General features: G+C 69.4%; 21 protein-coding genes. 7 read left to right on the top strand and 14 right to left on the bottom strand.

The annotated features are described in order from the left end of the window. Positions 1 to 45 precede the first annotated feature (45 nt). Genes AC3ERS_RS33680 through lspA form a run of 3 tightly spaced genes read right to left on the bottom strand, consistent with a single transcriptional unit; the run spans position 46 to position 2,526 of the window. Positions 46 to 936, bottom strand: a complete 891-nt coding sequence (locus AC3ERS_RS33680; protein ID WP_431972196.1) for a hypothetical protein — start codon at positions 934 to 936, stop codon at positions 46 to 48. Then, positions 929 to 1,855, bottom strand: a complete 927-nt coding sequence (locus tag AC3ERS_RS33685; protein WP_431972197.1) for an RluA family pseudouridine synthase — start codon at positions 1,853 to 1,855, stop codon at positions 929 to 931. Before AC3ERS_RS33685 ends, AC3ERS_RS33680 begins: the two co-directional genes overlap by 8 nt. Continuing rightward, entirely contained in the window at positions 1,852 to 2,526 is a 675-nt protein-coding gene (gene lspA / locus AC3ERS_RS33690; RefSeq protein WP_431972198.1) for a signal peptidase II, read from the bottom strand. The genes AC3ERS_RS33685 and lspA overlap by 4 nt, the downstream gene beginning before the upstream one ends. Before the next feature lie 124 nt (positions 2,527 to 2,650). Between lspA and AC3ERS_RS33695 the strand changes: the two genes are divergently transcribed. The 3 genes from AC3ERS_RS33695 to AC3ERS_RS33705 all read left to right on the top strand — a co-directional run bounded on the left by AC3ERS_RS33695 (position 2,651) and on the right by AC3ERS_RS33705 (position 4,864). After that, the gene (locus AC3ERS_RS33695; protein ID WP_431972234.1) at positions 2,651 to 3,592 is read left to right on the top strand and encodes a hypothetical protein; all 942 of its coding nucleotides are present in this window, start codon (positions 2,651 to 2,653) and stop codon (positions 3,590 to 3,592) included. Beyond that, complete coding sequence (locus AC3ERS_RS33700; protein ID WP_431972199.1) at positions 3,589 to 4,305, top strand: hypothetical protein; 717 nt, start codon at positions 3,589 to 3,591, stop codon at positions 4,303 to 4,305. Before AC3ERS_RS33695 ends, AC3ERS_RS33700 begins: the two co-directional genes overlap by 4 nt. Before the next feature lie 91 nt (positions 4,306 to 4,396). After that, positions 4,397 to 4,864, top strand: coding sequence for a VOC family protein (locus tag AC3ERS_RS33705; RefSeq protein ID WP_431972200.1), 468 nt, complete (start codon positions 4,397 to 4,399; stop codon positions 4,862 to 4,864). A gap of 2 nt (positions 4,865 to 4,866) precedes the next feature. Here the strand turns inward: AC3ERS_RS33705 and AC3ERS_RS33710 are convergent, their stop codons facing one another. The 10 genes from AC3ERS_RS33710 to AC3ERS_RS33755 all read right to left on the bottom strand — a co-directional run bounded on the left by AC3ERS_RS33710 (position 4,867) and on the right by AC3ERS_RS33755 (position 15,475). Then, positions 4,867 to 5,301 carry a Rieske (2Fe-2S) protein gene (locus AC3ERS_RS33710; protein ID WP_431972201.1) on the bottom strand — a complete coding sequence of 145 codons (435 nt, stop codon included), beginning with the start codon at positions 5,299 to 5,301 and terminating at the stop codon, positions 4,867 to 4,869. 211 nt (positions 5,302 to 5,512) lie between these two features. Continuing rightward, positions 5,513 to 6,400 carry an alpha/beta fold hydrolase gene (locus AC3ERS_RS33715; RefSeq protein WP_431972202.1) on the bottom strand — a complete coding sequence of 296 codons (888 nt, stop codon included), beginning with the start codon at positions 6,398 to 6,400 and terminating at the stop codon, positions 5,513 to 5,515. A gap of 150 nt (positions 6,401 to 6,550) precedes the next feature. Further along, positions 6,551 to 8,494, bottom strand: coding sequence for an acetate--CoA ligase (acs, locus tag AC3ERS_RS33720; RefSeq protein ID WP_431972203.1), 1,944 nt, complete (start codon positions 8,492 to 8,494; stop codon positions 6,551 to 6,553). A 136-nt stretch (positions 8,495 to 8,630) separates the two neighbouring features. Beyond that, complete coding sequence (locus AC3ERS_RS33725; protein ID WP_431972204.1) at positions 8,631 to 10,265, bottom strand: solute symporter family protein; 1,635 nt, start codon at positions 10,263 to 10,265, stop codon at positions 8,631 to 8,633. Then, positions 10,262 to 10,618, bottom strand: coding sequence for a DUF485 domain-containing protein (locus AC3ERS_RS33730; protein ID WP_431972205.1), 357 nt, complete (start codon positions 10,616 to 10,618; stop codon positions 10,262 to 10,264). Before AC3ERS_RS33730 ends, AC3ERS_RS33725 begins: the two co-directional genes overlap by 4 nt. Before the next feature lie 159 nt (positions 10,619 to 10,777). After that, a complete protein-coding gene (locus tag AC3ERS_RS33735; protein ID WP_431972206.1) occupies positions 10,778 to 12,523 on the bottom strand; it encodes a sodium/solute symporter in 1,746 nt (581 codons plus the stop codon). A 1-nt stretch (position 12,524) separates the two neighbouring features. After that, positions 12,525 to 12,890: a hypothetical protein gene (locus AC3ERS_RS33740; RefSeq protein ID WP_431972207.1), complete on the bottom strand. Its 366-nt coding sequence runs from the start codon at positions 12,888 to 12,890 to the stop codon at positions 12,525 to 12,527. Continuing rightward, the gene (locus AC3ERS_RS33745; protein WP_431972208.1) at positions 12,887 to 13,681 is read right to left on the bottom strand and encodes a LytR/AlgR family response regulator transcription factor; all 795 of its coding nucleotides are present in this window, start codon (positions 13,679 to 13,681) and stop codon (positions 12,887 to 12,889) included. The genes AC3ERS_RS33740 and AC3ERS_RS33745 overlap by 4 nt, the downstream gene beginning before the upstream one ends. 75 nt (positions 13,682 to 13,756) lie before the next feature. Continuing rightward, positions 13,757 to 14,956: a sensor histidine kinase gene (locus tag AC3ERS_RS33750; RefSeq protein ID WP_431972209.1), complete on the bottom strand. Its 1,200-nt coding sequence runs from the start codon at positions 14,954 to 14,956 to the stop codon at positions 13,757 to 13,759. Positions 14,957 to 15,019: 63 nt separating this feature from the next. Beyond that, entirely contained in the window at positions 15,020 to 15,475 is a 456-nt protein-coding gene (locus AC3ERS_RS33755) for a hypothetical protein (RefSeq protein WP_431972210.1), read from the bottom strand. Positions 15,476 to 15,519: 44 nt separating this feature from the next. On the opposite strand from AC3ERS_RS33755, the gene AC3ERS_RS33760 reads away from it, so the two are divergent. From AC3ERS_RS33760 to AC3ERS_RS33770, 3 genes are all read left to right on the top strand, one after another. Further along, positions 15,520 to 15,684, top strand: coding sequence for a hypothetical protein (locus tag AC3ERS_RS33760; RefSeq protein WP_431972211.1), 165 nt, complete (start codon positions 15,520 to 15,522; stop codon positions 15,682 to 15,684). A gap of 97 nt (positions 15,685 to 15,781) precedes the next feature. Next, entirely contained in the window at positions 15,782 to 19,327 is a 3,546-nt protein-coding gene (dnaE, locus tag AC3ERS_RS33765; RefSeq protein ID WP_431972212.1) for a DNA polymerase III subunit alpha, read from the top strand. 279 nt (positions 19,328 to 19,606) lie between these two features. Further along, positions 19,607 to 20,008 (top strand): hypothetical protein, encoded by a 402-nt coding sequence (locus AC3ERS_RS33770; RefSeq protein ID WP_431972213.1) that lies wholly within the window; start codon positions 19,607 to 19,609, stop codon positions 20,006 to 20,008. Between the two features lie 3 nt (positions 20,009 to 20,011). Here AC3ERS_RS33770 and AC3ERS_RS33775 read toward each other — a convergent pair whose 3' ends face one another. Then, positions 20,012 to 20,572, bottom strand: coding sequence for a class I SAM-dependent methyltransferase (locus tag AC3ERS_RS33775; protein WP_431972235.1), 561 nt, complete (start codon positions 20,570 to 20,572; stop codon positions 20,012 to 20,014). Between the two features lie 169 nt (positions 20,573 to 20,741). Between AC3ERS_RS33775 and treZ the strand changes: the two genes are divergently transcribed. Further along, a complete protein-coding gene (gene treZ / locus AC3ERS_RS33780; protein ID WP_431972214.1) occupies positions 20,742 to 22,508 on the top strand; it encodes a malto-oligosyltrehalose trehalohydrolase in 1,767 nt (588 codons plus the stop codon). Positions 22,509 to 22,510: the final 2 nt, after the last annotated feature.

A 22,510-nucleotide genomic window follows, 5' to 3' on the forward strand; every position in this document is an offset into this window, starting at 1 on the left:
GTACCTCCGCCTTCGCTCCGGCCATGCCGGGCTGACGACTGCCGGTCAGTTGCCGGGGACAGGGGCGTCGTCCGGCCCGGGGGCAACGGTCTCGGTGTGCTCCGGCAGCAGCGGGCTCACCGCGAAGTGGCCCGCCACGGCGTCGGCGGGCAAGGCTTCGACCGCGCGGATGCCGTCGACCGAGGCCAGGTTGCGGAGTTCCGGCAGGGTGCCGCGGACGACCAGGCCGACGGTGCAGGCGCAGCCCTCCCGCAGGCGGGACATGGCGACCGTCATGATCCGGGTGTAGCGCTCGTCGCTCGTGACGGTGGACTCCAGCTGGTCCTGTATCTGCCACGCGGCCGCGTCGGCCGAGGCCACCGCCACCGCGTCGCCCGCGGGCACCGGCACCGCGACGAGCGGCGTCTGCACGCCGGGAATCGGAACGCGGTGCAGCACCTGCCCGATGCGCAGCCCGCCGCTGTGCGCGGGAATCGACTGGGGCGCCACCGGTTCGGTGAACGACACCAGCGCCCAGTGCTGATCCGCGTCGGCGCTGGCGAGCGAATCATGGGCTCGGACAAGGTACTCGGCGACGGGCTCGGCGTGATCCGGACCGAGCCGATCGGTGCCGACCCCGAGTTCGCGCGGCGGGTTCAGTGCGCCGAGCACGGCCAGGAATGCGAGGACACCGGCCGCCAGCACACCAGCCAGCACCGCGCGGGCGATCCGCGCTGGCCGGCCGCGTCCGCCGTCCTCCACGTCGTCGTGCGCGTGACCTGGTGCCGCGCGTCCCGGATGCTTCTCCGGGCCGGGGTTTTCCGGTCGCCCGTCGTCGGCATCGCCGCCGCGGGCCGTGTCTCGCGCTGGGTGTTCCCCGGCAGCGAAGTTCTCGGGTCCGTCGTCGGCGGCGTCGCCCTCGCGACGTTCCGCACCGGACTCGGGCCGATCAGGCATTGCGCAGGACGTCCAGCGCGTTCTTCAGATCGTCCGGGTACTCGCTGGTGATCTCCACCCAGCGTCCATCGGCGGGATGGGCGAAGCCGAGGGAGCGGGCGTGCAGCCACTGCCGCGCCAGGCCGAGGCGTTCGGCGAGGCGCGGGTCGGCGCCGTAGGTGAGGTCACCGCAGCAGGGATGCCGGATCGCCGAGAAGTGCACGCGAATCTGGTGGGTGCGGCCGGTTTCCAGGTGGATGTCGAGCAGACTGGCGGCCTGGAACGCCTCGACGGTGTCGTAGTGGGTGACACTGGGCCGTCCGTCGGCGGTGACCGCGAACTTCCAGTCGTTGCCGCGGGCGCGGCCGATCGGGGCGTCGATGGTGCCGCTGCTCGGATCCGGATGTCCCTGCACCAGCGCGTGATAGCGCTTGTCGACGGTGCGCTGCTTGAAGGCCCGCTTGAGCACGGTGTACGCGTGCTCGGACTGGGCGACCACCATCACCCCGGACGTTCCGACGTCGAGCCGGTGCACGATGCCCTGGCGTTCGTGCGCGCCGGAGGTCGAGATCCGGTACCCCGCGGCGGCCAGTCCGCCGACCACGGTCGGGCCGGTCCAGCCGACGCCGGTGTGCGCGGCGACGCCGACCGGCTTGTCCACCGCGACGATGTCGTCGTCGGCGTAGAGGATCTTCATGCCCTCCACCGGCTCGGCCTCGATGGTGAGTTCGCGCTTGGGCTCGGGGAATTCGACCTCCAGCCACGCGCCACCGACCAGCCGGTCGGACTTGCCCGCGGGAATGCCGTCCAGTTGCACCGAGCCCTCGGCGGTGAGCGCCGCCACCGCGGTGCGCGAGAGTCCGAGCAGTCGCGACAGGCCCGCGTCGACCCGCATGCCGTCGAGCCCGTCGGGTACGGGCATGGTCCTGGTCTCTCTCATGCCGCGTTCTCCTCTTCGGCGCCGCCCGGCGTGTCCTTCTTCGGCTTGTCGTTCTTCGGTTCGGTCCCGGCGGGCGGATCGGCCTGCGCCGTCGCGGCCCGCTCCTCGTCCGCCGCGCCGCGCCCGGTCCGGGTGCCGTCGGGCTCGAAGCCGAAGACCGTCAGCACCACGAGCAGGATCGCGCCGCAGACGATCGCCGAGTCCGCCACGTTGAACACCGGCCACCAGCCGATCGCGACGAAGTCGACGACGTGCCCCTGCAACGGTCCCGGCGCGCGGAACAGCCGGTCGATCAGGTTGCCGAGCGCGCCGCCGAGCACCATGCCGAGGCCGATCGCCCACCACAGCGAGCGCAGCGTGCGGCCGATGCGGATGACGCCGATCACCACGGCCGCCGCGACCAGCGTCAGCAGCCAGGTCATGCCGGTGGCCATGGAGAAGGCCGCGCCCGGATTGCGCACCAGGGTGAAGCGGGCGAAGTCGCCGACCAGGTACACCGGATCGCCCGGCTCGAGGGTGGCGACCGCGATCGTCTTGGTGAGCAGGTCGAGGCAGAACAGCACTGCGGCGATGATCAGCAGGGTCCGCAGCCGTAGCGGCTGGGTCGTCTGCTGCGCCGGGTCGGCGGTGTTGTCCTCGGGCGGCCGGTCGTCACTCACGCCGATCATCATCTCTCGAGCGCCTGGCGCGCCGCGCCGCGCCTCCTCGCGGCGTGTTCGAAACGCGCCCGGCGGCACGCGAGGCGAATGTCCCAGCTGACACTCAGGAAGCGGTCGTACCCTGTTGCTCGTGACGGTGTTGTCTTCTTCTCACCTGCCCCGGTTCGCGCGCTCGAGCGTGTTGCTCGTCGTGCTCGCGGTGGGGCTTTCCGCCTTCGGTGTCGGGTGCAGCGACGACGCCGAGGCGCCCGCTGCCGGCGAGGGCACCGAGCCGCTCGGCATCGGCAAGGAAGTGACCGTGCCCATCACGGCCTCGGCCGCCACGCTCCTCGAGCCCGGCGCCGAGCCGCGCGAAGTGCTGCGGCCGCATTTCGTCGTCGGTACCGATCAGCGGGTGACCCTGCGCACCGATCACCGCATCGAACAGCAGATCAACGACCAGCCCAAGCGCGACTTCTCGACGCCCGCGCTGACCATTCCGATGACCGCCGAGACCAGCGCCGAGGGAGTCGACCTCGTCATCGGCGCGGTGTCCACCCCCGACCCGCTGCTGAGCAAGGCACTCACCGCCGCCGACGGCTCGCACGCGGGCCTCGACTTCAGCGACGACGGCGCCATCACCGCGCTGCGGCTCGCGCCGTCGCCGGACACCTCCAACGCCGCTCGCGCCGCGCTGGAGCAGGCGTTCTACCAGGCTGTGTACCGCTCGATCATGTTCCCCGACGAACCGATCGGCGAGGGCGCGGTGTGGACCGTGCACCAGGAGGTAACCGGCGGCGTGACGCTCGACCAGGTCACCACCGCGACGCTGACCGAGCGCGACGGCGACCGGCTCACCATCCAGCTGAACGTGACGCAGACCCCGAAATCCGCGCAATGGTCGCTACCGAACAACGCGGGCACCCTCGACATCGAGGACTATGTGATGCAAGGCACCGGGACCATCACTGTCGACCTCGGTCTGCCGTTGCCGGTGGCCGGGTCCATCACCGTCGGCGGGCATCAGGCCTACCGGGATCCGCGCAGCGCGAGCATGTTGCAGCAGACCATCACGACGCAGGTCTCGTGGGCGGAGTGAGACGCGCGCTGCTGCTGTCGGCGGTGGCGAGCGTGGCCGTCGTCGCGGGCTGCGATGCGGAAGAGGAGCAGCCGTCCCTTCCCGCGTTGGCACCGCTCGGTCCCGCCGTGGCCGCCGCGCCGGTGACCGGTTCGCCGACAACCGATCCGGAGGAGCTGGCCAGGCGCCTGCTCGGTCCCGCCGATCTGCCCGGCATGACGCCGGTGTTCGACACCCGCGGCCCGGGGCAGCCGGAGCAGGCCGGACCGACCGCCGAGACGCGGCCCGCCCAGTGCGCGCGCGTGCTGCTGCCGCTGGCCGAGCAAGGCACCGAACCGTTGACGTGGAATACCGTCGCCTACAACGGTCCGAACTTCTCCAGCATCGATATCGATGCCGCGAGTTATTCGCCGGAGAAATTGCCGACGGCCTTTTCCGCGGTGCAGCAGACATTGCGCGAATGCACCGAATATTCCGGCAACGACGCGGACGGAACGGCGATCGAATACCGGCTCGGCGCGCTGGATCAACCACCCGTCGGCGACGCCTCGACGGCGTTCCAACTGCGCACCGCCAGTGCGGGGTTCACCTTGGTCTCGCTCGTCTCGATCGTTCAGGTCGGTCCGGTATTGGCACAGGTCACCATTACCGCGCCGGAATCCGTCGAGCCCGCCGCGCTGACCGATCTGACGGCGGATCAGGTGGCCAGGCTGCGCGGCGTCGCCGGGCCGTGACCCAAGATCTTTCGGCCGATCGGGCGATTTCGGGGGCTTTGCGGGAATAGGCTCGCCCTGTCCGACGAAAAGCCTCGACCGGAGGTCTCCCATGTCCGATGTGAAACCTATCCCAGACGGATATCCGGCGGTGTCGCCCGGCCTGGCGATCGACGGCGCCGCGGCCGCGATCGATTTCTACAAGCAGGTGTTCGGCGCCACGGAGCGGATGCGCATGCCGCGCCCCGACGGCAAGATCGCGCACTGCGAGCTGACGCTCGGCGATTCGGTCATCATGCTCGGCGATCCGGCGCCGGACATGGACTTCCTCGATCCCAAGACGGTCGGCGGCACACCCGTCAACATCTACGTCTACGTCGAGGACGCCGACGCGGCCTTCACGGCCGCACTCGCGGGCGGAGCCAAGGAACTCACCCCGATGACCACCCAGTTCTACGGCGACCGCAGCGGTGCGTTCGAAGACCCGTGGGGACACCGCTGGACGGTGGCCACCCACGTGGAGGACATCTCGCCCGAGGAGATGGACCGGCGGATGGCGGAGATGTTCGGCGACGCCTGAGATCATCCGGCGACGACCGAATCACCCTCCACGCGAACCGTTCTGGATGTGAGCGGGCGTTGGGCAGGCCCGGCGACGACGGAACCGTCGAGACCGAACTTGCTGCCGTGGCAGCGGCAGTTGACGGTGCCGCCCGCGACCTCGGCGATCCGGCAGCCCGCGTGCGTGCAGGTGCTGTCCAGGCCGACGAAGACGCCCGCGCTCGGCTGGGTGACCACCGTGTCCCCGGCGATCACGCCGCCGCCCACCGGCACGTCGGCGGTCTTGGCGAGAACGGTCGTCCCGCCGGATTGCGCGGCGGGCGTGGGAGCGGGCGCCGCCGCGGATTCGTTCTCGCCTCGGGCGCCGCACGCCGCGAGTGCGGTGGCGGCCGCGGCCAGTGCTCCGGCGCCCGCCATCACGGTGCGGCGGTCTAGTGTCGGGTCGTCGTTGGCCATGTGGCGCTCCGTTCGGACGATGCCGCAGTCGGCCGACGAAGCGGATGCGGGCAAGTCCCCGCGGGCTGCGCGCTTCCGGTCGACGGCGGCGAATTCGGTGGTGTCGCAGCGATGCCGGGCTTCGAGCCGCCCGACATCGTTGCGCACTGATCACGTCATCGACCGGGCGGATGGTTCAATCGCTGGGGCGCGAACGGTGCGGGGCGCGGCGCTATCGGACCTCCGATCGGTCGTGCTGCTGCACGAAGGTCCTGATGCGCTGGCTGATCCGGCCGGGGATCTGGTACAGGATGCCGTGCGCCGTTCCGGGATAGATCTCGGTCGTGCCACGCGGGACGTTGGCCGCGATGCGCTCGGCGGCCAGTTCGGTGTCGGCGACCAGCGTGTCGCCACCGAAGATCACCAGCGTGGGCACGGTGAGGGATCGCAACTCGGCGTCCTTCAGCACCCGCGCCCAGCCGATGCGCATGCGGTAGCCGTGTAATGCGGCTTTGCCGCAGGCGAATTCGAGGTCGCCGACGACAGCGCCCGGCGACAGCCACGCCATCGTCTTGCGCATGTTCTCGTCGGACTTGCCGCGCATCCCGAACCAGATCATCTTCACCAGCACGCCCAGCTTCGGCTTGGTGAATACACCGCCCGGCTCGATGAGCGTCGAGCTGGCCAGCCGCCCGGAGGCGTGCAACGCGGCCAGCACGGCATGCCACGCGCCGTGCGAATAACCGACCAGATGGACGCGATCGAGGCCGAGCCCGTTCAGCACCTCCTCGAACCAGGCCGCGAAGTCGGCCTCGCCTGTCAACGGCGCGGTCTGCACGCTGCGTCCCGCGGTCCCGATCGTGTCCGGTGCGTACACGACGCGGTCTCCGGCGAGATCCTCGACGACGCTGTGCCACACCAATCCGTTGCCGCCGAACTGGTGCAACAGCACGATCGGCGTCCCTGCCCCGGAACCGGACCGGCGCACGTGCGTTGGCCCGAACGACGTCGGGATATCGACCTGCGTCGCGGGGAGGGGCCACAGCGCCTCTATCGCGTCGTACGCGCGCAGGTAGTTCTCGCGCGCCTCGTCGTTCCTGAACCCTCCGACCTTGCCCATGACCTCCCCTTCGTCCGCTTTGATGATATCAACATACCATTTATTTGGTATGTGCATACCGCAAAAGCGTCGGGGCAGCGCCGAACCCGAATTCGGCGGGCGGCGGACCCGAACCCCTCATGTGATCGGGTACGCCGCCCAGCGCCGGGTTCAGCCGCGCGCGATGGCCTCGAAGACCTTGGGGTCGACGAGGGTGGAGGTGTCGCCGAGTTCGCGGCCTTCGGCGACGTCGCGGAGCAGGCGGCGCATGATTTTGCCGCTGCGGGTTTTGGGGAGTTCGGGGACGACGTGGATTTCGCGTGGTTTGGCGATGGGGCTGATTTCGCGGGCGACTTCGGCCTTCAGTTCATCGATGAGGGCGTCGCCGGTGTCCTCGGTTTCGGCGGTGAGGATGACGAAGGCGACGATGCCTTGGCCGGTGGTGGTGTCGCTGGCGCCGACGACAGCGGCTTCGGCGACGCCGGAGTGTCCGACGAGGGCGGATTCGACTTCGGCGGTGGAGATGCGGTGGCCGGAGACGTTCATGACGTCGTCGACCCGGCCGAGCACCCAGAGCGCTCCGTCCTCGTCCACCTTCGCGCCGTCACCGGCGAAGTACCACCCGTCGGCGGCGAAACGCGCCCAATAGGTTTCGCGGAAGCGTTCCATATCGCCCCAGATGCCGCGCAGCATCGACGGCCACGGCTGGTCGAGCACCAGCAGCCCGGCGACGCCGTGTTCGAGGACGGCGCCGTCGTCGTCGACGACTGCCGCCGAGACGCCGGGCAGCGGTGCCATGGCGGCGCCCGGTGTGGCCGCCGTCACGCCGGGCAGCGGGGAGATCATGATCGCGCCGGTCTCGGTCTGCCACCAGGTGTCCACGATGGGCGTCCGGTTGCCGCCGATGACCTCGCGATACCACCGCCACGCCTCGGGATTGATCGGCTCGCCGACGCTGCCGAGCAGCCGCAGCGACGACAGATCGTGCGCGTCCGGGATCTCCCGGCCCCATTTCATGAAGGTACGCACGAGTGTGGGCGCGGTGTAATAGATGGTGACGCCGCACTTTTCGATGATCTCGAAGTGCCGGTGTTCGGTGGGCGAGTTGGGGGTGCCTTCGTAGACGACTTGGGTGGTGCGGTTGGACAGGGGTCCGTAGACGATGTAGCTGTGGCCGGTGACCCAGCCGATGTCGGCGGTGCACCAGTAGACGTCTTGTCCGGGTTTGTGGTCGAAGACGTTGTGGTGGGTGTAGGAGGCTTGGGTGAGGTAGCCGCCGGAGGTGTGCAGGATGCCTTTGGGTTTTCCGGTGGTGCCGGAGGTGTAGAGGATGAACAGGGGGTGCTCGGCGTCGAAGGGCTGCGCCTCGTGCTCGGGGGAAGCGGCCTCGACGGTCTCGTGCCACCACAGGTCACGACCTTCGGTCCACGGCGTGTCGATTCCCGTTCGCCGCACCACAAGAACGTGCTCCGCGCTGGAATTTCCGTCGCCGAGCGCCTCATCGACGGCGGCCTTGAGCGGGGCAGCGGCGCCGCGCCGCCACTGACCGTCGGTCGTGATCACCAATCGCGCCTCCGCGTCGTCCACGCGCTGGCGCAAGGCGGTGGGGGAGAAGCCCGCGAACACCACCGAGTGGGTGAGTCCGAGCCGCGCGCAGGCGAGCATGGAGACGATGGCCTCGGGCACCATCGGCATGTAGATCGCCACCCGGTCACCCGCGCGCAGACCGAGTTCGGTGAGATAGTTGGCCGCGCGGCAGACGTCCGCGAGCAGTTCGGCGTAGGTGATGTCGCGCGAGTCGCCGGGTTCGCCTTCCCAGTGGATGGCGACCTGGTCGCCGTGCCCGTCGAGGACGTGGCGGTCCACGCAGTTGTAGGCGACGTTGAGCTTGCCCTCGACGAACCACTTGGCGACGGGCGCGTCGCTCCAGTCCAGCACCTGGTTCCACTTCTGGTGCCAGTGCAGCCGCTCGGCCTGCTCGGCCCAGAAGGTGAGCCGGTCGGCGGCGGCCCGATCGTAGAGCGCCGCATCGGCATTCGCGGCGGCGGCGAATTCCGAGCTGGGCGGGTAGGTCACGGGGACCGTGGTGTCGGGTCCGGTCGTGGCGCTGGTCAAGTCACATCTCCAATCGAAAGAGCCTCAGCGGCAACGGGAACAGGGGTCGGGCCCCGGCGTGTGCCGGGACCCGACGGGCGCCGCGCCGTTGCGGCGAGTCCTGCGGTGGCCCCGGCGCGCGCCGGGACCGGGAAGGTCAGTGCACGACCGCCTTCTCCGCGCCCACTCCGGTGAGCGAGCGAACCTCCATCTCGGCGGCCTTGGCCGGGTTCTCGGGTGTGCGGCCGCCGACGAAGGTGCCGATCACGCCGAGCGCGAAAGCCAAGGGGATGGAGACGATTCCGGGATTCGACAGCGGGAACAGGTCGAAGTCCGAGCCGGGGAGCATCGCGCTCTTGCTGCCCGACACCGCGGGCGAGAACACGATGAGCACGATGGTGGAGATCAGGCCGCCGTACATGCTCCACAGCGCGCCGGTGGTGTTGAAGCGCCGCCAGAACAACGAGTACACGATGGTCGGCAGGTTCGCCGCCGCCGCGACCGCGAAGGCCAGCGCCACCAGGAACGCGATGTTCTGCCCGTTGGCCAGGATGCCGAGGCCGATGGCGAGCGCGCCGATCACCACCGCGGTGATCTGCGAAACCCGCACCTGCGCCGCCTCGTCCGCGTTGCCGTGCTTCAGCACGCTGCCGTAGATGTCGTGCGCGAACGAGGCCGCCGCGGTGATGGTGAGGCCGGCGACCACCGCGAGGATGGTGGCGAACGCGACCGCGGAGATGATGCCGAGCAGCAGCACACCGCCGAGTTCGAAGGCCAGCAGCGGCGCCGCCGAATTCTGGCCGCCCGCCGAGGCGAGGATGCGATCCGGGCCGACGATGGCGGCCGCTCCGTAGCCGAGCACCAGCGTGAACAGGTAGAACGCGCCGATCAGGGCGATCGCCCAGACCACCGAGCGGCGAGCTTCTTTGGCGGTCGGCACGGTGTAGAAGCGCATCAGCACGTGCGGCAGACCCGCGGTGCCGAGCACCAGCGCCAGGCCGAGGGAGACGAAGTTCAGCTTCGAGGTCTCGGTCGCGCCGTACTGCGCGCCGGGGGCGAGCACGTCACGCGAGGCGACGGCCTTGTTGGTGGAGTCGGAGACCATCTGCTGCGCCGAGCCGAGAATGTCGGAGAAGTTGAACCCGAACTTGGCCAGCACCATCACCGTCATCAGCGCGGCGCCGGTGATGAGCAGCACCGCCTTGATGATCTGCACCCACGTGGTGCCCTTCATGCCGCCGACCAGCACGTAGACGATCATCAGCACGCCGACCACCGCGATCACCACCGACTGCCCGGCCCGGTCCTCGATGTCGAGCAGCAGCGCGACCAGGCCGCCCGCGCCCGCCATCTGCGCCAGCAGGTAGAACAGCGAGACGGTGAGCGTGGACAGCGCCGCGGCGGTGCGCACGGGGCGTTCCCGCAGCCGGAAGCTCAGCACGTCGGCCATGGTGAATTTGCCGGTGTTCCTGAGCATTTCGGCGACCATCAGCAGCGCGACCAGCCAGGCCACCAGGAAGCCGATGGAGTAGAGGAAGCCGTCGTAGCCGTACACCGCGATGGCGCCCGCGATGCCGAGAAAGCTGGCCGCCGAGAGGTAGTCGCCCGCGATGGCGATGCCGTTCTGCGGGCCGGAGAAGCCGCGGCCGCCGGTGAAGTAGTCCGCGGCGCTGGCGTTGTTGCGGCTGGCCCTGATCACCACCACCATCGTGACGGCGACGAACAGGCCGAAGATGGCGATGTTCGCGACGGGATTGCCGACCGTTCCGGCCGCGAGGAATTGCGTGGTCATGCCCGCTCGCCCTCCAGGTAGTTGCGGATGGCCGCGGCGCGCGGATCGAGTTCCTTGTTGGCGAAGCGGACGTAGCACGCGGTGATCACGAAGGTGGACAGGAATTGGCCGAGGCCGAGCAGCAGCCCGACGTTGACGTTGCCGACGACCTCGGTCGCCATGAAGTCGTGCGCGTACGCGCCGAGCAGCACGTAGCCGAGGTACCAGGTCAGGAACAGTGCCGTCATGGGGAACACGAAACGGCGCAGACGGTTTCGCAGCTCCTGGAATTGCGGGCTGGCCTGTACGGCCGCGAAGTCCTCTGCGCTCGGCGTGCGCGGTGGCTTGGTGCCGTCGAGGTCGGTACTGGTCATCGGAGCGTCCTAGCTTGTGACGTGGATTACTGCGGTGAAGGTAGACCGATCGAAGCGCCGATATGCGTTGTGGTGCAGGTCACTCTGTGAAGGTGGGGATCTGTGCGGTGAGCGGTCGGCTCCGCGCGACGAACGGTCGGCGGTCCGGCGGCGATCTCGTCAGCCTGCGCGCAGCACGCGCTCGCGGTCGGCGCCCATGCCGAGGCGTTCGGGGGCGTGCATGCGCACGAAGATCCGCCGCACCGCGCGCGGGCCCTGACCGCGCGTCACGGTGCTCACCAGCACCATCGTGAGGAAGGCCAGCGGCACGCTGATCGCCGCAGGGTAACCGAGGATCGCCGCGAGCCAGCCGTCGGCGACCGCCTCGGACGCCCCGCCGAGCACGGACACCGCCGTCGCCCCGCCCGCGACGAGGCCGCCGACGATCAAACCCGCCCCCGCGCCCTTCGCGGTGAGCCCGCGCCACCAGATGCCGAGCACCAGCAGCGGGCACAGCGTCGAGGCGGCCACCGAGAACGCCAGCGCGACGGTACGCGAGAGGTCCAGCGAGGCCACGGTGAGCGAAAGCGCCAGCGGGACGACGCCCGCCGCCAGCGCCGCCATACGGAAGTCCCTGATCCGGCCGCGCAGCATGTCCGTGCTGAGCACGCCGGCGATGCTGACCAGCAACCCGGAGGACGTGGACAGGAACGCGGCGATCGCGCCCGCCGCGACCAGCGCCGCCAGCAGTTTGCCGGGTAACCCGCCGAGCACCGAGCCGGGCAGCAGCAGCACCGCGGCGTCGGACGTTCCGGTGATCAGCAACTGCGGCACGTAGAGCCGGGCGAACACCCCGAGCAGGATCGGGAACAGGTAGAACATGCCGACCAAGCCGATGACGGCGAGCGCGGTCGCCCGCGCGGCCCGGCCGTCGGGATTGGTGTAGAACCGTACCAGCACGTGCGGCAGTCCCATCGTGCCGAGGAAGGTGGCGATGATCAGCGAATACACCTGGTAGGTCGGGTGCGAGCCGCCGAACCCGCCGCCCGGCGACAACCAGCTGACGCCGTCGGCGGGCGCGCCCGCCACCACCGGGACCGCGGAACCGGATTCGAGCACCAGCTCGGTACCCGCGGCCAGCTCGTGCTCGCCCGGCGCCAACGCCACCGGACCGTCGACGCGGCGGCCGTCCACCGTGCCCACGATCGAAACCTGTTGACCCGCACCGACCTGCACCACCACGTCGGTGGTGACGTCCACCGTGGTGCGCTCGGTGACCACCGGCGGCGCGGCCGTGCCGAGCTCACGGTCCTGGCCCAGGAAATGGCCGAGTAATACCAGCGCGGGCAGCGCGACGGCGGTGAACTTCAGCCAGTACTGGAACGCCTGGACCAGCGTGATCGACCGCATCCCGCCGCCGGTGACATTGGCGATCACGATCGCCCCGACCGCGACGGCCCCGACCCAGCTCGGCACGCCGAGCAGAATCCGCAAGGTGAGCCCGGCCCCCTGGAACTGCGGGATCAGATAGACCGCGCACACGAGCACCACCACCACCGCGGCCAGCCTGCGCAAACGTACCGAGCCGAGCCGGAACTCGGCGAAATCCGGCACCGTGTACGCGCCCGAGCGGCGCAGCGGGGCGGCGACGAACAGCAGCAGCGCCAGGTAGCCCGCGGTGAATCCCACCGGATACCACAGCGCGTCGGCGCCGTACTTCGCGATCAGTCCTGCCACACCGAGAAATGAGGCGGCCGAGAGATATTCGCCGGAGATCGCCGCCGCGTTCCAGCCGGGACTCACGCTGCGCGACGCGACAAGGAAATCGGAGGTGGTCCGCGAGAGCCGCACGCCGTACGCGCCGATGGCCACGGTGGCGAGCGCCGCGAGCAGCAGGGCCGCGACGGTCAGGGCGGGCGCGCCCACGTCAGTCCCCGGCCAGGTCGAGGAAATCCTCCTCGTTGCGCTCGGACAGCCGGACGTAGAGGCGACCCACCCCGTACAGCGCCGGGAACACCGCGACGCCGAGCAGCAGCCAGGGCAGCCGCACGCCCAGGACCACGGCCGAGCCGAGCGCCTCGATGCTCAGCAGCAGCGGAACCGAGCCGAGCGCCAGGACCGTGACCAGCGCCAGTCGCAACGCGAGGCCGAGCTGGGCACGAATGAGTCCGCCGATCAAGGCTTCCCCGATCTCGGTCTGCTCGGCCACCTCCGCCCGGGTGCGCACCCGGCGCGCGCCACGCCGCTCGGCGAGCACCACCCGTTGCCGCGCGGGCCGCTGCGGCCCGGTCACCGGTTCGTCCAGGTGTGGCGCGGCCCGTGCACGAGCCGCTGTTTGAGTTCGCGCACCTGGCGGCGGCTCACGGGCAGTTCCACTGCCGCCGCGCTGCCCTCGGCGCGCAGGCACACCACCGTGCCGCTTCCCACCGTGCGCAGGCCCGTGACCAGCCGCAGCGCCACCAGGTAGGAGCGGTGCACGCGCAGGAAACCGGCGTTCTCCCAGCGGGATTCGAGGGCGGAGAGCGGGATGCGCACCAGGTGCGAGCCCGCGCTGGTGTGCAGTCTGGCGTAATCGCCGTCCGCCTCCACCCAGCTCACGCTGGACCGGTGCACCAGAGTGGTCACGCCGCCCAGTTCGACGGGGATGACCGCGTTCGGGTCGGCGCGCGGCGCCGCGGGCGGCGGGGGAGCGGCGCGCGTCTGGCCGATGCGCCGCACCGCCTCCGCAAGGCGCGCCTCGCGCAGCGGCTTCAGCAGATAGTCCACCGCGCCGAGATCGAACGCGCTCACCGCACGGTCGTCGTGCGCGGTCACGAACACCACCGCGGGCGGGTTGGCGAACTCGGAGAGGATGCCCGCCAGCTCCATGCCGTCGAGTCCGGGCATGTTGATGTCGAGAAAGACCGCGTCGACCGGATGGGTACGCAGCACCCGCAGCGCGCCGGTCGCCTCGCCCGCGGTGTGGATCTCGCCCACTCCCTGCTGGGTGCGCAGCAGGTACACCAGCTCGTCCAGAGCGGGCTTCTCGTCATCCACGGCGAGCACGCGCAGCGGGCCCGCTTGCCTTTCGGTGTTCTGCGTCACAACCTTTTCATGGTAAAGGCATGGTGATCGGACGCGTTTCGGATATCCCGACCAGCGGATATCGCGCGGTACGCGTCAGGCGCGCACGCCGGGGCGGAACTTCGGCACCCGCAGGCTGACCTTGGTGCCCGCGCCGGGCGCGGTCTCCACGACCAACCCGTAGTCGTTGCCGAAGGCCGCCCGCAGCCGGTCGTCCACGTTGGCCAGCCCGACGTGCGCGGACTCGCCGGAACCCGCCGGGCCGGAACCGGATTCGATCGCGTCGAGTGCGCCGGAACGCAGCAGGTCCGGATCGATGCCCGCGCCGTCGTCCTCGACGCTGATCAGGCAATCGGTGCCCGCGTCGGTGGCCACGATGGCGATGGTGCCGCCGCCCTGCCTGCCCGCGATGCCGTGCCGCACCGCGTTCTCGACCAGCGGTTGCAGCGCGAGGAAGGGCAGCACGACGCCGAGCACCTCGGGCGCGATCCGCAGCCGCACCTGGAGTGCGTCGCCGAAGCGGGCTCGCTCCAACGCCAGGTAGCGCTCGATGTTGCGCAGTTCGTCGGACAGCACAGTGAATTCGCCTGCGGCGCGGAAGGAGTAGCGGGTGAAGTCGGCGAATTCGAGAATGAGTTCCCTGGCCCGCGCCGGATCGGTGCGCACGAACGAGGCAATGGTGTTGAGCGCGTTGTAGATGAAGTGCGGGCTGATCTGCGCCCGCAGCGCGCGCACCTCGGCGCGGTCCAGCCGGGCTCGGGACGCGTCGAGTTCGGCCAGTTCCAGTTGGCCGCAGGCGTAGCGGGCCACCTCGGCGAGCGCGCCGAGCAGTCCGGGGCCGGGCTTGCCGCTGGTGACCACCCCGAGCGCGCCCGCTGCGCCGCTGTTCTCGATCAGCAGCGGCTGGGCGATCAGCGTCCGCGCGCCGTGCTCGCCCTGGCCGGGACCGGCCACCAGCACCGGCCGTTCGCTCGCGACAGCCCGCCGCGCGGCGTCGGCGAAGGCCTCGACGAGATCGGCGTGCGATCCGTCCCAGGCCAGCACCTCGCCCTCGGCATCGGCGACGCCGAGGGCCGCAGCGCCGGTCAGCGCACGCAGGTGCGGAGCGGCCTCCTGCGCGGACCGGTCGGTGAGCCCGCGGCGCAGCGGCACGGCCGCCAGCGAGGCGGTGTGCAGCGCCGAGTGCACGGCGCGTTCGGCGGGCGTGGTGACGACCCGCCGCGTCCGCAGCCACACCAGCAGAGCGCCGCCCGCCACCAGCGCCGCCGCGACCACGGCGACCGCGGTCGCGGTCACCGGACCACAGCGAATCGACCGATCATGATCCGATTATCGGCCGTGCGGGTGGACGGGTGCGGGTCAGCCTTGGTACTTGGAGACCGTGAAGTTGACGGTTCCCGGCTGGGGAAGGTGCGCCGCGCCCAGCGTGATGGTGGCGGTGAAGTCTCCGACGCCGGGACTGAAGATCGCGGACTTGCCGTCGTTCATCCAGTAGCCGGGGCCGTTGGGCGTGCGCGTCACCGAACCCGTTGCGCCGGTGGCGGTATTGCGCCAGTTCAAAGTCACCGGGAGGCTGCAATTTCCGACGCCCCACATGGTGGAGGCCACGGTGAACGCCGCGGACTCCGGGTAGGCGTCCCCGTTGACCGACGCGTCGATCTGCGCGATGCACAGACCGTTCGTCATCGAGTAGACGGTCACGAACTTGCTGCTCTCGGCCGCGGCGGGCGCGGCGGTGAGGGTGAGCGCGGCCGCGGTGAGCGCGGCGGCGGCCGGAGCAATTACGGCTAACGTGCTGGTCATCTTGGTGATCAACGTGGACACCTCGATCCGATAGTCGCGGATAGTCGGCCCTGCATATGCGGAGGCACACTACCAATACCGAGCGCGCCGTCTGGGCGCTTTCGATCGATCTCGCAGCGCGCGCGCACGCTGTCTCCGGCGCCGTCGCGGACGGCATTTCCCGGCCGATCTGGGCGGCCGATCGCGACGCGCCGGTGATCTTCTTCACGACGCGCCGATGATCATCCTGGCGGCGCGTGCCGGTGCGAAACCTTGTCGCAGGGGGCGCATAGACTCGTTGCTCCAACCCCCGTCGAGACCTTGGGAGGAAGGACTGTCTTGGCCGAGTCCGGATCGTTCGTTCACCTGCACAACCACACCGAGTACTCCATGCTCGACGGCGCGGCCAAGATCTCTCCGCTGTTCACCGAGGCGAAGCGACTCGGGATGACGGCGGTCGGCATGACCGACCACGGCAACATGTACGGCGCGGCCGAGTTCTACAACTCCGCCAAGAAACACGACATCAAGCCGATCATCGGCATCGAGGCCTACATCGCGCCCGCCTCCCGGTTCGACACCAAGCGCGTGCAGTGGGGCGACCCGAGCCAGAAGGGCGACGACGTCTCGGGTTCCGGCGCCTACACCCACATGACGATGGTCGCCGAGACCGCGACCGGCCTGCGCAATCTGTTCAAGCTCTCCTCACTGGCCTCCATCGAGGGACAGCTCGGCAAGTGGGCGCGCATGGACGAGGAGATCATCGCGCAGTACGCCGAGGGCATCATCGCGACCACCGGCTGCCCGTCCGGCGAGGTCCAGACCCGGCTGCGCCTCGGTCACGACCGCGAGGCGCTGGAGGCCGCGGCCAAGTGGCAGGAGATCTTCGGCAAGGAGAATTTCTTCCTCGAGGTGATGGACCACGGCCTGTCCATCGAGCGGCGGGTCCGCGAAGGACTGCTGCACATCGGCAAGCAGCTGGACATTCCGCCGTTGGCCACCAACGACTGTCACTACGTGACGAAGGATCAGTCGGCCAACCACGAGGCGCTGCTGTGCGTGCAGACCGGCAAGACCCTCTCCGATCCGACCCGCTTCAAGTTCGACGGCGACGGCTACTACCTGAAGTCGGCCGACGAGATGCGCGCGCTGTGGGAGGCCGAGGTACCCGGCGCGTGCGACAACACCGTGAGCATCGGCGAGCGGGTGCAGTCCTACGACGACGTGTGGAACTTCAAGGACCGCATGCCGGTGTTCCCGGTGCCGGAGGGCGAGGACCAGGACTCGTGGCTGCGCAAGGAGGTCGACCGTGGCCTCGATCGCCGGTTCCCCTCCGGCGTGCCGCAGGAGTACTACGACCGCGCCTACTTCGAGCTCGACGTCATCCGGCAGAAGGGCTTCCCCGCCTACTTCCTCGTCGTCGGCGACCTCGTCACCCACGCGAAGGAGGTCGGCATCCGCGTCGGCCCCGGCCGTGGTTCGGCGGCCGGTTCGCTGGTCGCCTACGCGCTCGGCATCACCAATATCGACCCGATTCCGCACGGCCTGCTGTTCGAGCGGTTCCTGAACCCCGAGCGGCCCTCCGCGCCCGATATCGATATCGACTTCGACGATCGCCGCCGCGGTGAGATGGTCCGCTACGCCACCGAGAAGTGGGGCAGCGACCGGGTCGCCCAGGTGATCACGTTCGGCACCATCAAGACCAAGGCTGCCATCAAGGACTCCGCGCGAGTCCAGTTCGGCCAGCCCGGTTTCGCGATCGCCGACCAGATCTCCAAGGCGCTGCCGCCGCCGATCATGGCCAAGGACATCCCGCTCTCGGGCATCATGGATCCCGATCACGAGCGGTACAAGGAAGCCGCCGAGGTCCGCGAGCTCATCGGGAACAATCCCGATGTCGCCAAGATCTACGAGACCGCCCGCGGCCTGGAGGGTCTGATTCGCAACGCGGGCGTGCACGCCTGCGCGGTGATCATGTCCTCCGAGCCGCTGATGGACGCGATCCCGGTGTGGCGCCGCCCGCAGGACGGCGCGATCATCACCGGCTGGGACTACCCGTCCTGCGAGGCCATCGGCCTGCTGAAGATGGACTTCCTGGGTCTGCGCAACCTCACCGTCATCGGTGACGCGCTGGACAACATCAGCGCCAACCGCGGCGTCGACCTGGACATGGACAACCTGCCGCTGGACGATCCGGGCACCTACGAATTGCTGTCTCGCGGTGACACTCTCGGCGTCTTCCAGCTCGACGGCGGGCCGATGCGCGACCTGCTGCGCCGCATGCAGCCCACCGGCTTCAACGACATCGTCGCCGTGCTCGCGCTGTACCGCCCCGGCCCGATGGGCATGAACGCGCACAACGACTACGCCGACCGCAAGAACGGCCGCCAGCCGATCAAGCCGATCCACCCGGAGCTCGAGGAACCGCTCAAGGACATCCTGGCCGAGACCTACGGCCTGATCGTCTACCAAGAGCAGATCATGTTCATCGCGCAGAAGGTCGCCTCCTACTCCATGGGCAAGGCCGACGCGCTGCGCAAGGCCATGGGTAAGAAAAAGCTCGAGGTGCTGGAGGCCGAGTACAAGGGCTTCCACGAGGGCATGACCGCGAACGGGTTCTCCGAGGGTGCGGTGAAGGCGCTGTGGGACACCATCCTTCCGTTCGCCGGCTACGCGTTCAACAAGTCGCACGCCGCGGGCTACGGCCTGGTCTCCTTCTGGACCGCCTACCTCAAGGCCAACTACCCGGCCGAATACATGGCGGGCCTGCTCACCTCCGTCGGCGACGACAAGGACAAGGCCGCGGTCTACCTGTCGGACTGCCGCAGGCTCGGCATCACGGTGCTGCCGCCGGACGTCAACGAGTCCGAGCAGAACTTCGCCTCGGTGGGCAAGGACATCCGCTTCGGTCTCGGCGCGGTGCGCAATGTCGGCGCCAACGTGGTGGCCTCGATCATCCAGGCGCGCAAGGAGAAATCGAAGTTCACCGATTTCTCCGACTACCTGAACAAGATCGACGCCATCGCCTGCACCAAGAAGGTCACCGAATCCCTCATCAAGGCGGGCGGTTTCGACTCGCTCGGGCATCCGCGCAAGGGCCTGCTGCTCATCCACTCCGACGCCATCGACGCGGTGATGACCACCAAGAAGGCCGAGGCGATCGGGCAGTTCGACCTGTTCGGCGGTATGGACGCCGACGAGTCGGTGGCCTCGGTGTTCAATGTCGCGGTGCCGGACGAGGAATGGGAGTCCAAGCACAAGCTGGCGCTGGAACGGGAGATGCTCGGCCTCTACGTCTCCGGGCATCCGCTCAACGGCGTGGAGCACGTGCTCGCCGCGCAGGCCGACACCCCGATCCCCACCATTCTCGAAGGCGACGTGAAGGACGGCGCGCAGGTCACCATCGGCGGCATCCTCGCCTCGGTGAACCGGCGCATCAACAAGAACGGCCTGGCCTGGGCCTCGGCCCAGCTGGAAGACCTCACCGGTGGCATCGAGGTGCTGTTCTTCCCGCAGGCGTACTCGGTGTACGGCGCCGACGTGGTCGAGGACGCGGTGGTGCTGGTGAAAGCGCGCGTCTCGGTGCGCGACGACCGAATCTCGTTGATCGCCAACGACCTCGCGGTCCCCGACCTGTCCTCCATCGGCGTGGCCAAGCCGCTCGCGGTGACCATCTCCACCCGCATGTGCACCCCGGACAAGATCGGCGAATTCAAGCGCGTGCTGTCCCGCCACCCCGGCACCTCCGACGTGCACGTCCGCCACGTCGGCGCCCGCGACAAGACCACTCTGCTCAAACTCGACGACAGCCTGCGAGTCTCCCCGTCCTCGGCTCTCTTCGGCGACCTCAAGGCCCTCCTCGGCCCCAGCTGCCTGACCATTTGACCGACGACGGCCGCCGGATCCGCTCCGAGATTCGGCGGCCGCTCGTCGCGAGGCGCCGTCAGTGTGCGCTGCTGACCAGGGCGTCGGTGGGAGGCGCGGTGGTAGTGCGGGACGGCTTGCGGTGCAACTGGTCGACCACAGCACTAAAGGTGTTGTAGATGCTCGCCACCGGCAAAACGGCCGCTGGACCGGTGCTTTAACCGTGTCTTCAGCCGATGACAAGCCGCCGGGGTAAGACTCGGATCGTTCCGAATCCCCTCTCACCACAGGACAACGATCATGGCAGCAATCCTCCGTCCCTTCCGCGCGGCGCTCGTCGCGCTCACCGCTCTCGCGGCCACCCTGGTGTTCGCCGTCGCGGGTGCGGGCGCCGCACAGGCCGGGGTCTACGCGGAAATCGAATTCGCGCCGGGCACCAGCGAGGCCACCCTGGACGGGGCGGTCGTGCGCGGCGACGCCGACAGCTACTTGCTCGAGGCGCGCGGCGGACAGCTGCTGAAGACGGCCATCGTCGCGCTGGAGGACAACGTGAACTTCAGCGTGTCCGCCCCCGACGGACTGGTGCTCGCGGTCGAGGAGACCTGGACCGAGATCGTGCTGCCCTACGACGGCGTGTACCGCGTGCTCGTCGCGCCGACCCGTGGCAACGCCAGCTACACGCTGCACGTCGAAATCCACTAGGGGCTACGGGGAGACAGCGACCCCCAGCGTCAATGCGGCGAGGAACTTCGGTCCCTCGCCGTAGAACACGTCGAGGTCGCGGATCTCGAACCCCGCGGCCTGCACCAGGCCCCTGATGTCACGGTCCAGATTGCAGCCGCCCGCGATCGCCTTTTCGATCGGGTTCAGGCGGTGCTGCCACGCCTGGACCTTGGGATCGGGGGCCAAGCCGTGCTCGACGAAATGCAGGGTCCCGCCCGGTATCAACACCCGGCGCACCTCGGCCAGCGCGGTCGCGACATCCGGAATGGTGCACATCGTCCAGGTCGAGAGCGCGGAGTCGAAGGTGTTGTCCGCGAACGGCAGCGACTGCCCGTCCAGACCGGCCCGCTCGATCGGCACGGTGGCGCGGTCGAGCCGCTTGCGTGCCAGCTTCCAGCCGAGGTCGGCGGGCTCGACCGCGCTGACGGATTCGACGGCCGCCGGGTAGAACGGCACGTTCAGTCCGGAGCCGAAGCCGATCTCGACCACCCGGCCGTGCAGCCCGGCGCAGGCCCGCGAGCGCTGCGGCTCGTTGACCCGCATGCCGCAGGCGAATTCCACGAGCCGGGGCACGACCTGATTCTCGTACAGTCCCACCCGTTCACTCTCGCAGTCCGAGTGCCGGTGCGCCAGTGCCGCTCGGTCGCCGTCCGTAACGCGCCACGGTGGTCGACGGGATGAGGTCGGCGGCCGGGCGTGCGATGCTGGCGCGATGACTGTCTTCGAGGTGTGGGCGCCCGAGGCCGGCGCGGTGCGGCTCGATCTCGACGGCACTGTGCACCCGATGCGTGGCTCGGCCGACGGGTGGTGGCGCGTCGAGCGGGACGCGCCGGACGGGGCGCGGTACGGATACCTGCTCGACGACGATCCGACCGTGCTGCCCGACCCGCGCTCGGCTCGTCAGCCGGACGGCGTGCACGGGCGCTCCGCGGTGCACGCACTGGATCCGAGCGCGTGGACCGACGGCGACTGGACCGGGCGACCGCTGGCGGGCGCGGTCTTCTACGAGCTGCACCTCGGAACGTTCACCCCCGGTGGCACCTTCGACACGGCGATCGAACGCCTGGATCATCTCGTCGACCTCGGCGTCACCGTGGTGGAGCTGATGCCGGTGAACGCCTTCGACGGCACCCACAATTGGGGCTACGACGGCGTGCTCTGGTACGCGGTGCAGGAGAGCTACGGCGGTCCCGACGGCCTGCAACGGTTCGTGAACGCCTGTCACGCGCGCGGGTTGGCGGTCTGCCTGGACGTCGTCTACAACCACCTCGGACCGTCCGGCAATTACCTGCCCCGCTTCGGTCCCTATCTGACCGAGGGCCGCAACACCTGGGGCCGCAGCCTCAACCTGGACGGCCCCGCCTCGGACGAGGTGCGCCGCTTCATCATCGACAACGCGCTGCGCTGGCTGCGCGATTTCCACCTCGACGCACTGCGGCTGGACGCCGTGCACGCGCTGGTCGACCGCACCGCCACCCACCTGCTGGCCGAGCTGGCCGCCGCGACCGAACGCCTGGCCGCGCACGTGCGCAGGCCGCTGACCTTGATCGCGGAAAGCGATCTCAACGATCCGCGCCTGATCACACCGCGCGCGGCGGGCGGCCACGGGCTGGCCGGACAGTGGAACGACGACCTGCACCACGCCGTGCACACCGCGGTCTCCGGTGAGCGGCAGGGCTACTACGCCGATTTCGGCTCGATGGCCTGTCTGGCGCGCACCCTGACGCACGGCTGGTTCCACGCGGGCACATACTCCAGCTTCCGCGGCCGCGTGCACGGCCGTCCGCTCGACCGATCGGTGGTACCCGGTTCGGCGCTGCTCGCCTACACCTGCACCCACGACCAGGTCGGCAACCGGGCGCTCGGCGACCGGCCGAGCGCGTACCTGACCGACGGCCAGCTCGCCGTCAAGGCGGCGCTCGTGCTGTGTTCGCCGTTCACCCCCATGCTGTTCATGGGGGAGGAGTGGGGTGCGCGCACGCCGTTCCAGTTCTTCACTTCGCACACCGACCCGGAGATCGGCGCGGCCACCGCGGCCGGGCGCAAGGACGAGTTCGCCGAGCACGGCTGGCCGAGCGAGGACGTGCCCGATCCGCAGGATCCCGCCACATTTCAACGCTCCAAGCTGGACTGGTCCGAACTCGCCGATCCCGCGCGCGCCAGGCTGCTCGCCTGCTATCGCGCGCTGCTCGCGTTGCGGAGACGACATCCGGATTTGACCGATCCATTGATGTCGCACGTGCGAGTGGACTACGATGAACGGTCCCGATGGCTTGTCCTTCATCGTGGCTCGCTCCGTCTGGTGTGCAACCTGTCGGAAGATCCAGTGCGGGTGCCGGTCACCGGGTTCTCGTTGCTGTCATGGGAGCCGCCGACCGAAGGGCCAACGGGCACAACGATTCCCGCGCACTCGTTCGCGCTGCTCGCCGATTCGCTCGCGACCGCGAAAAGCGCCGTGACCGAACCGAATCCCGGGTAACG

Source organism: Nocardia sp. bgisy134, from assembly GCF_057708325.1.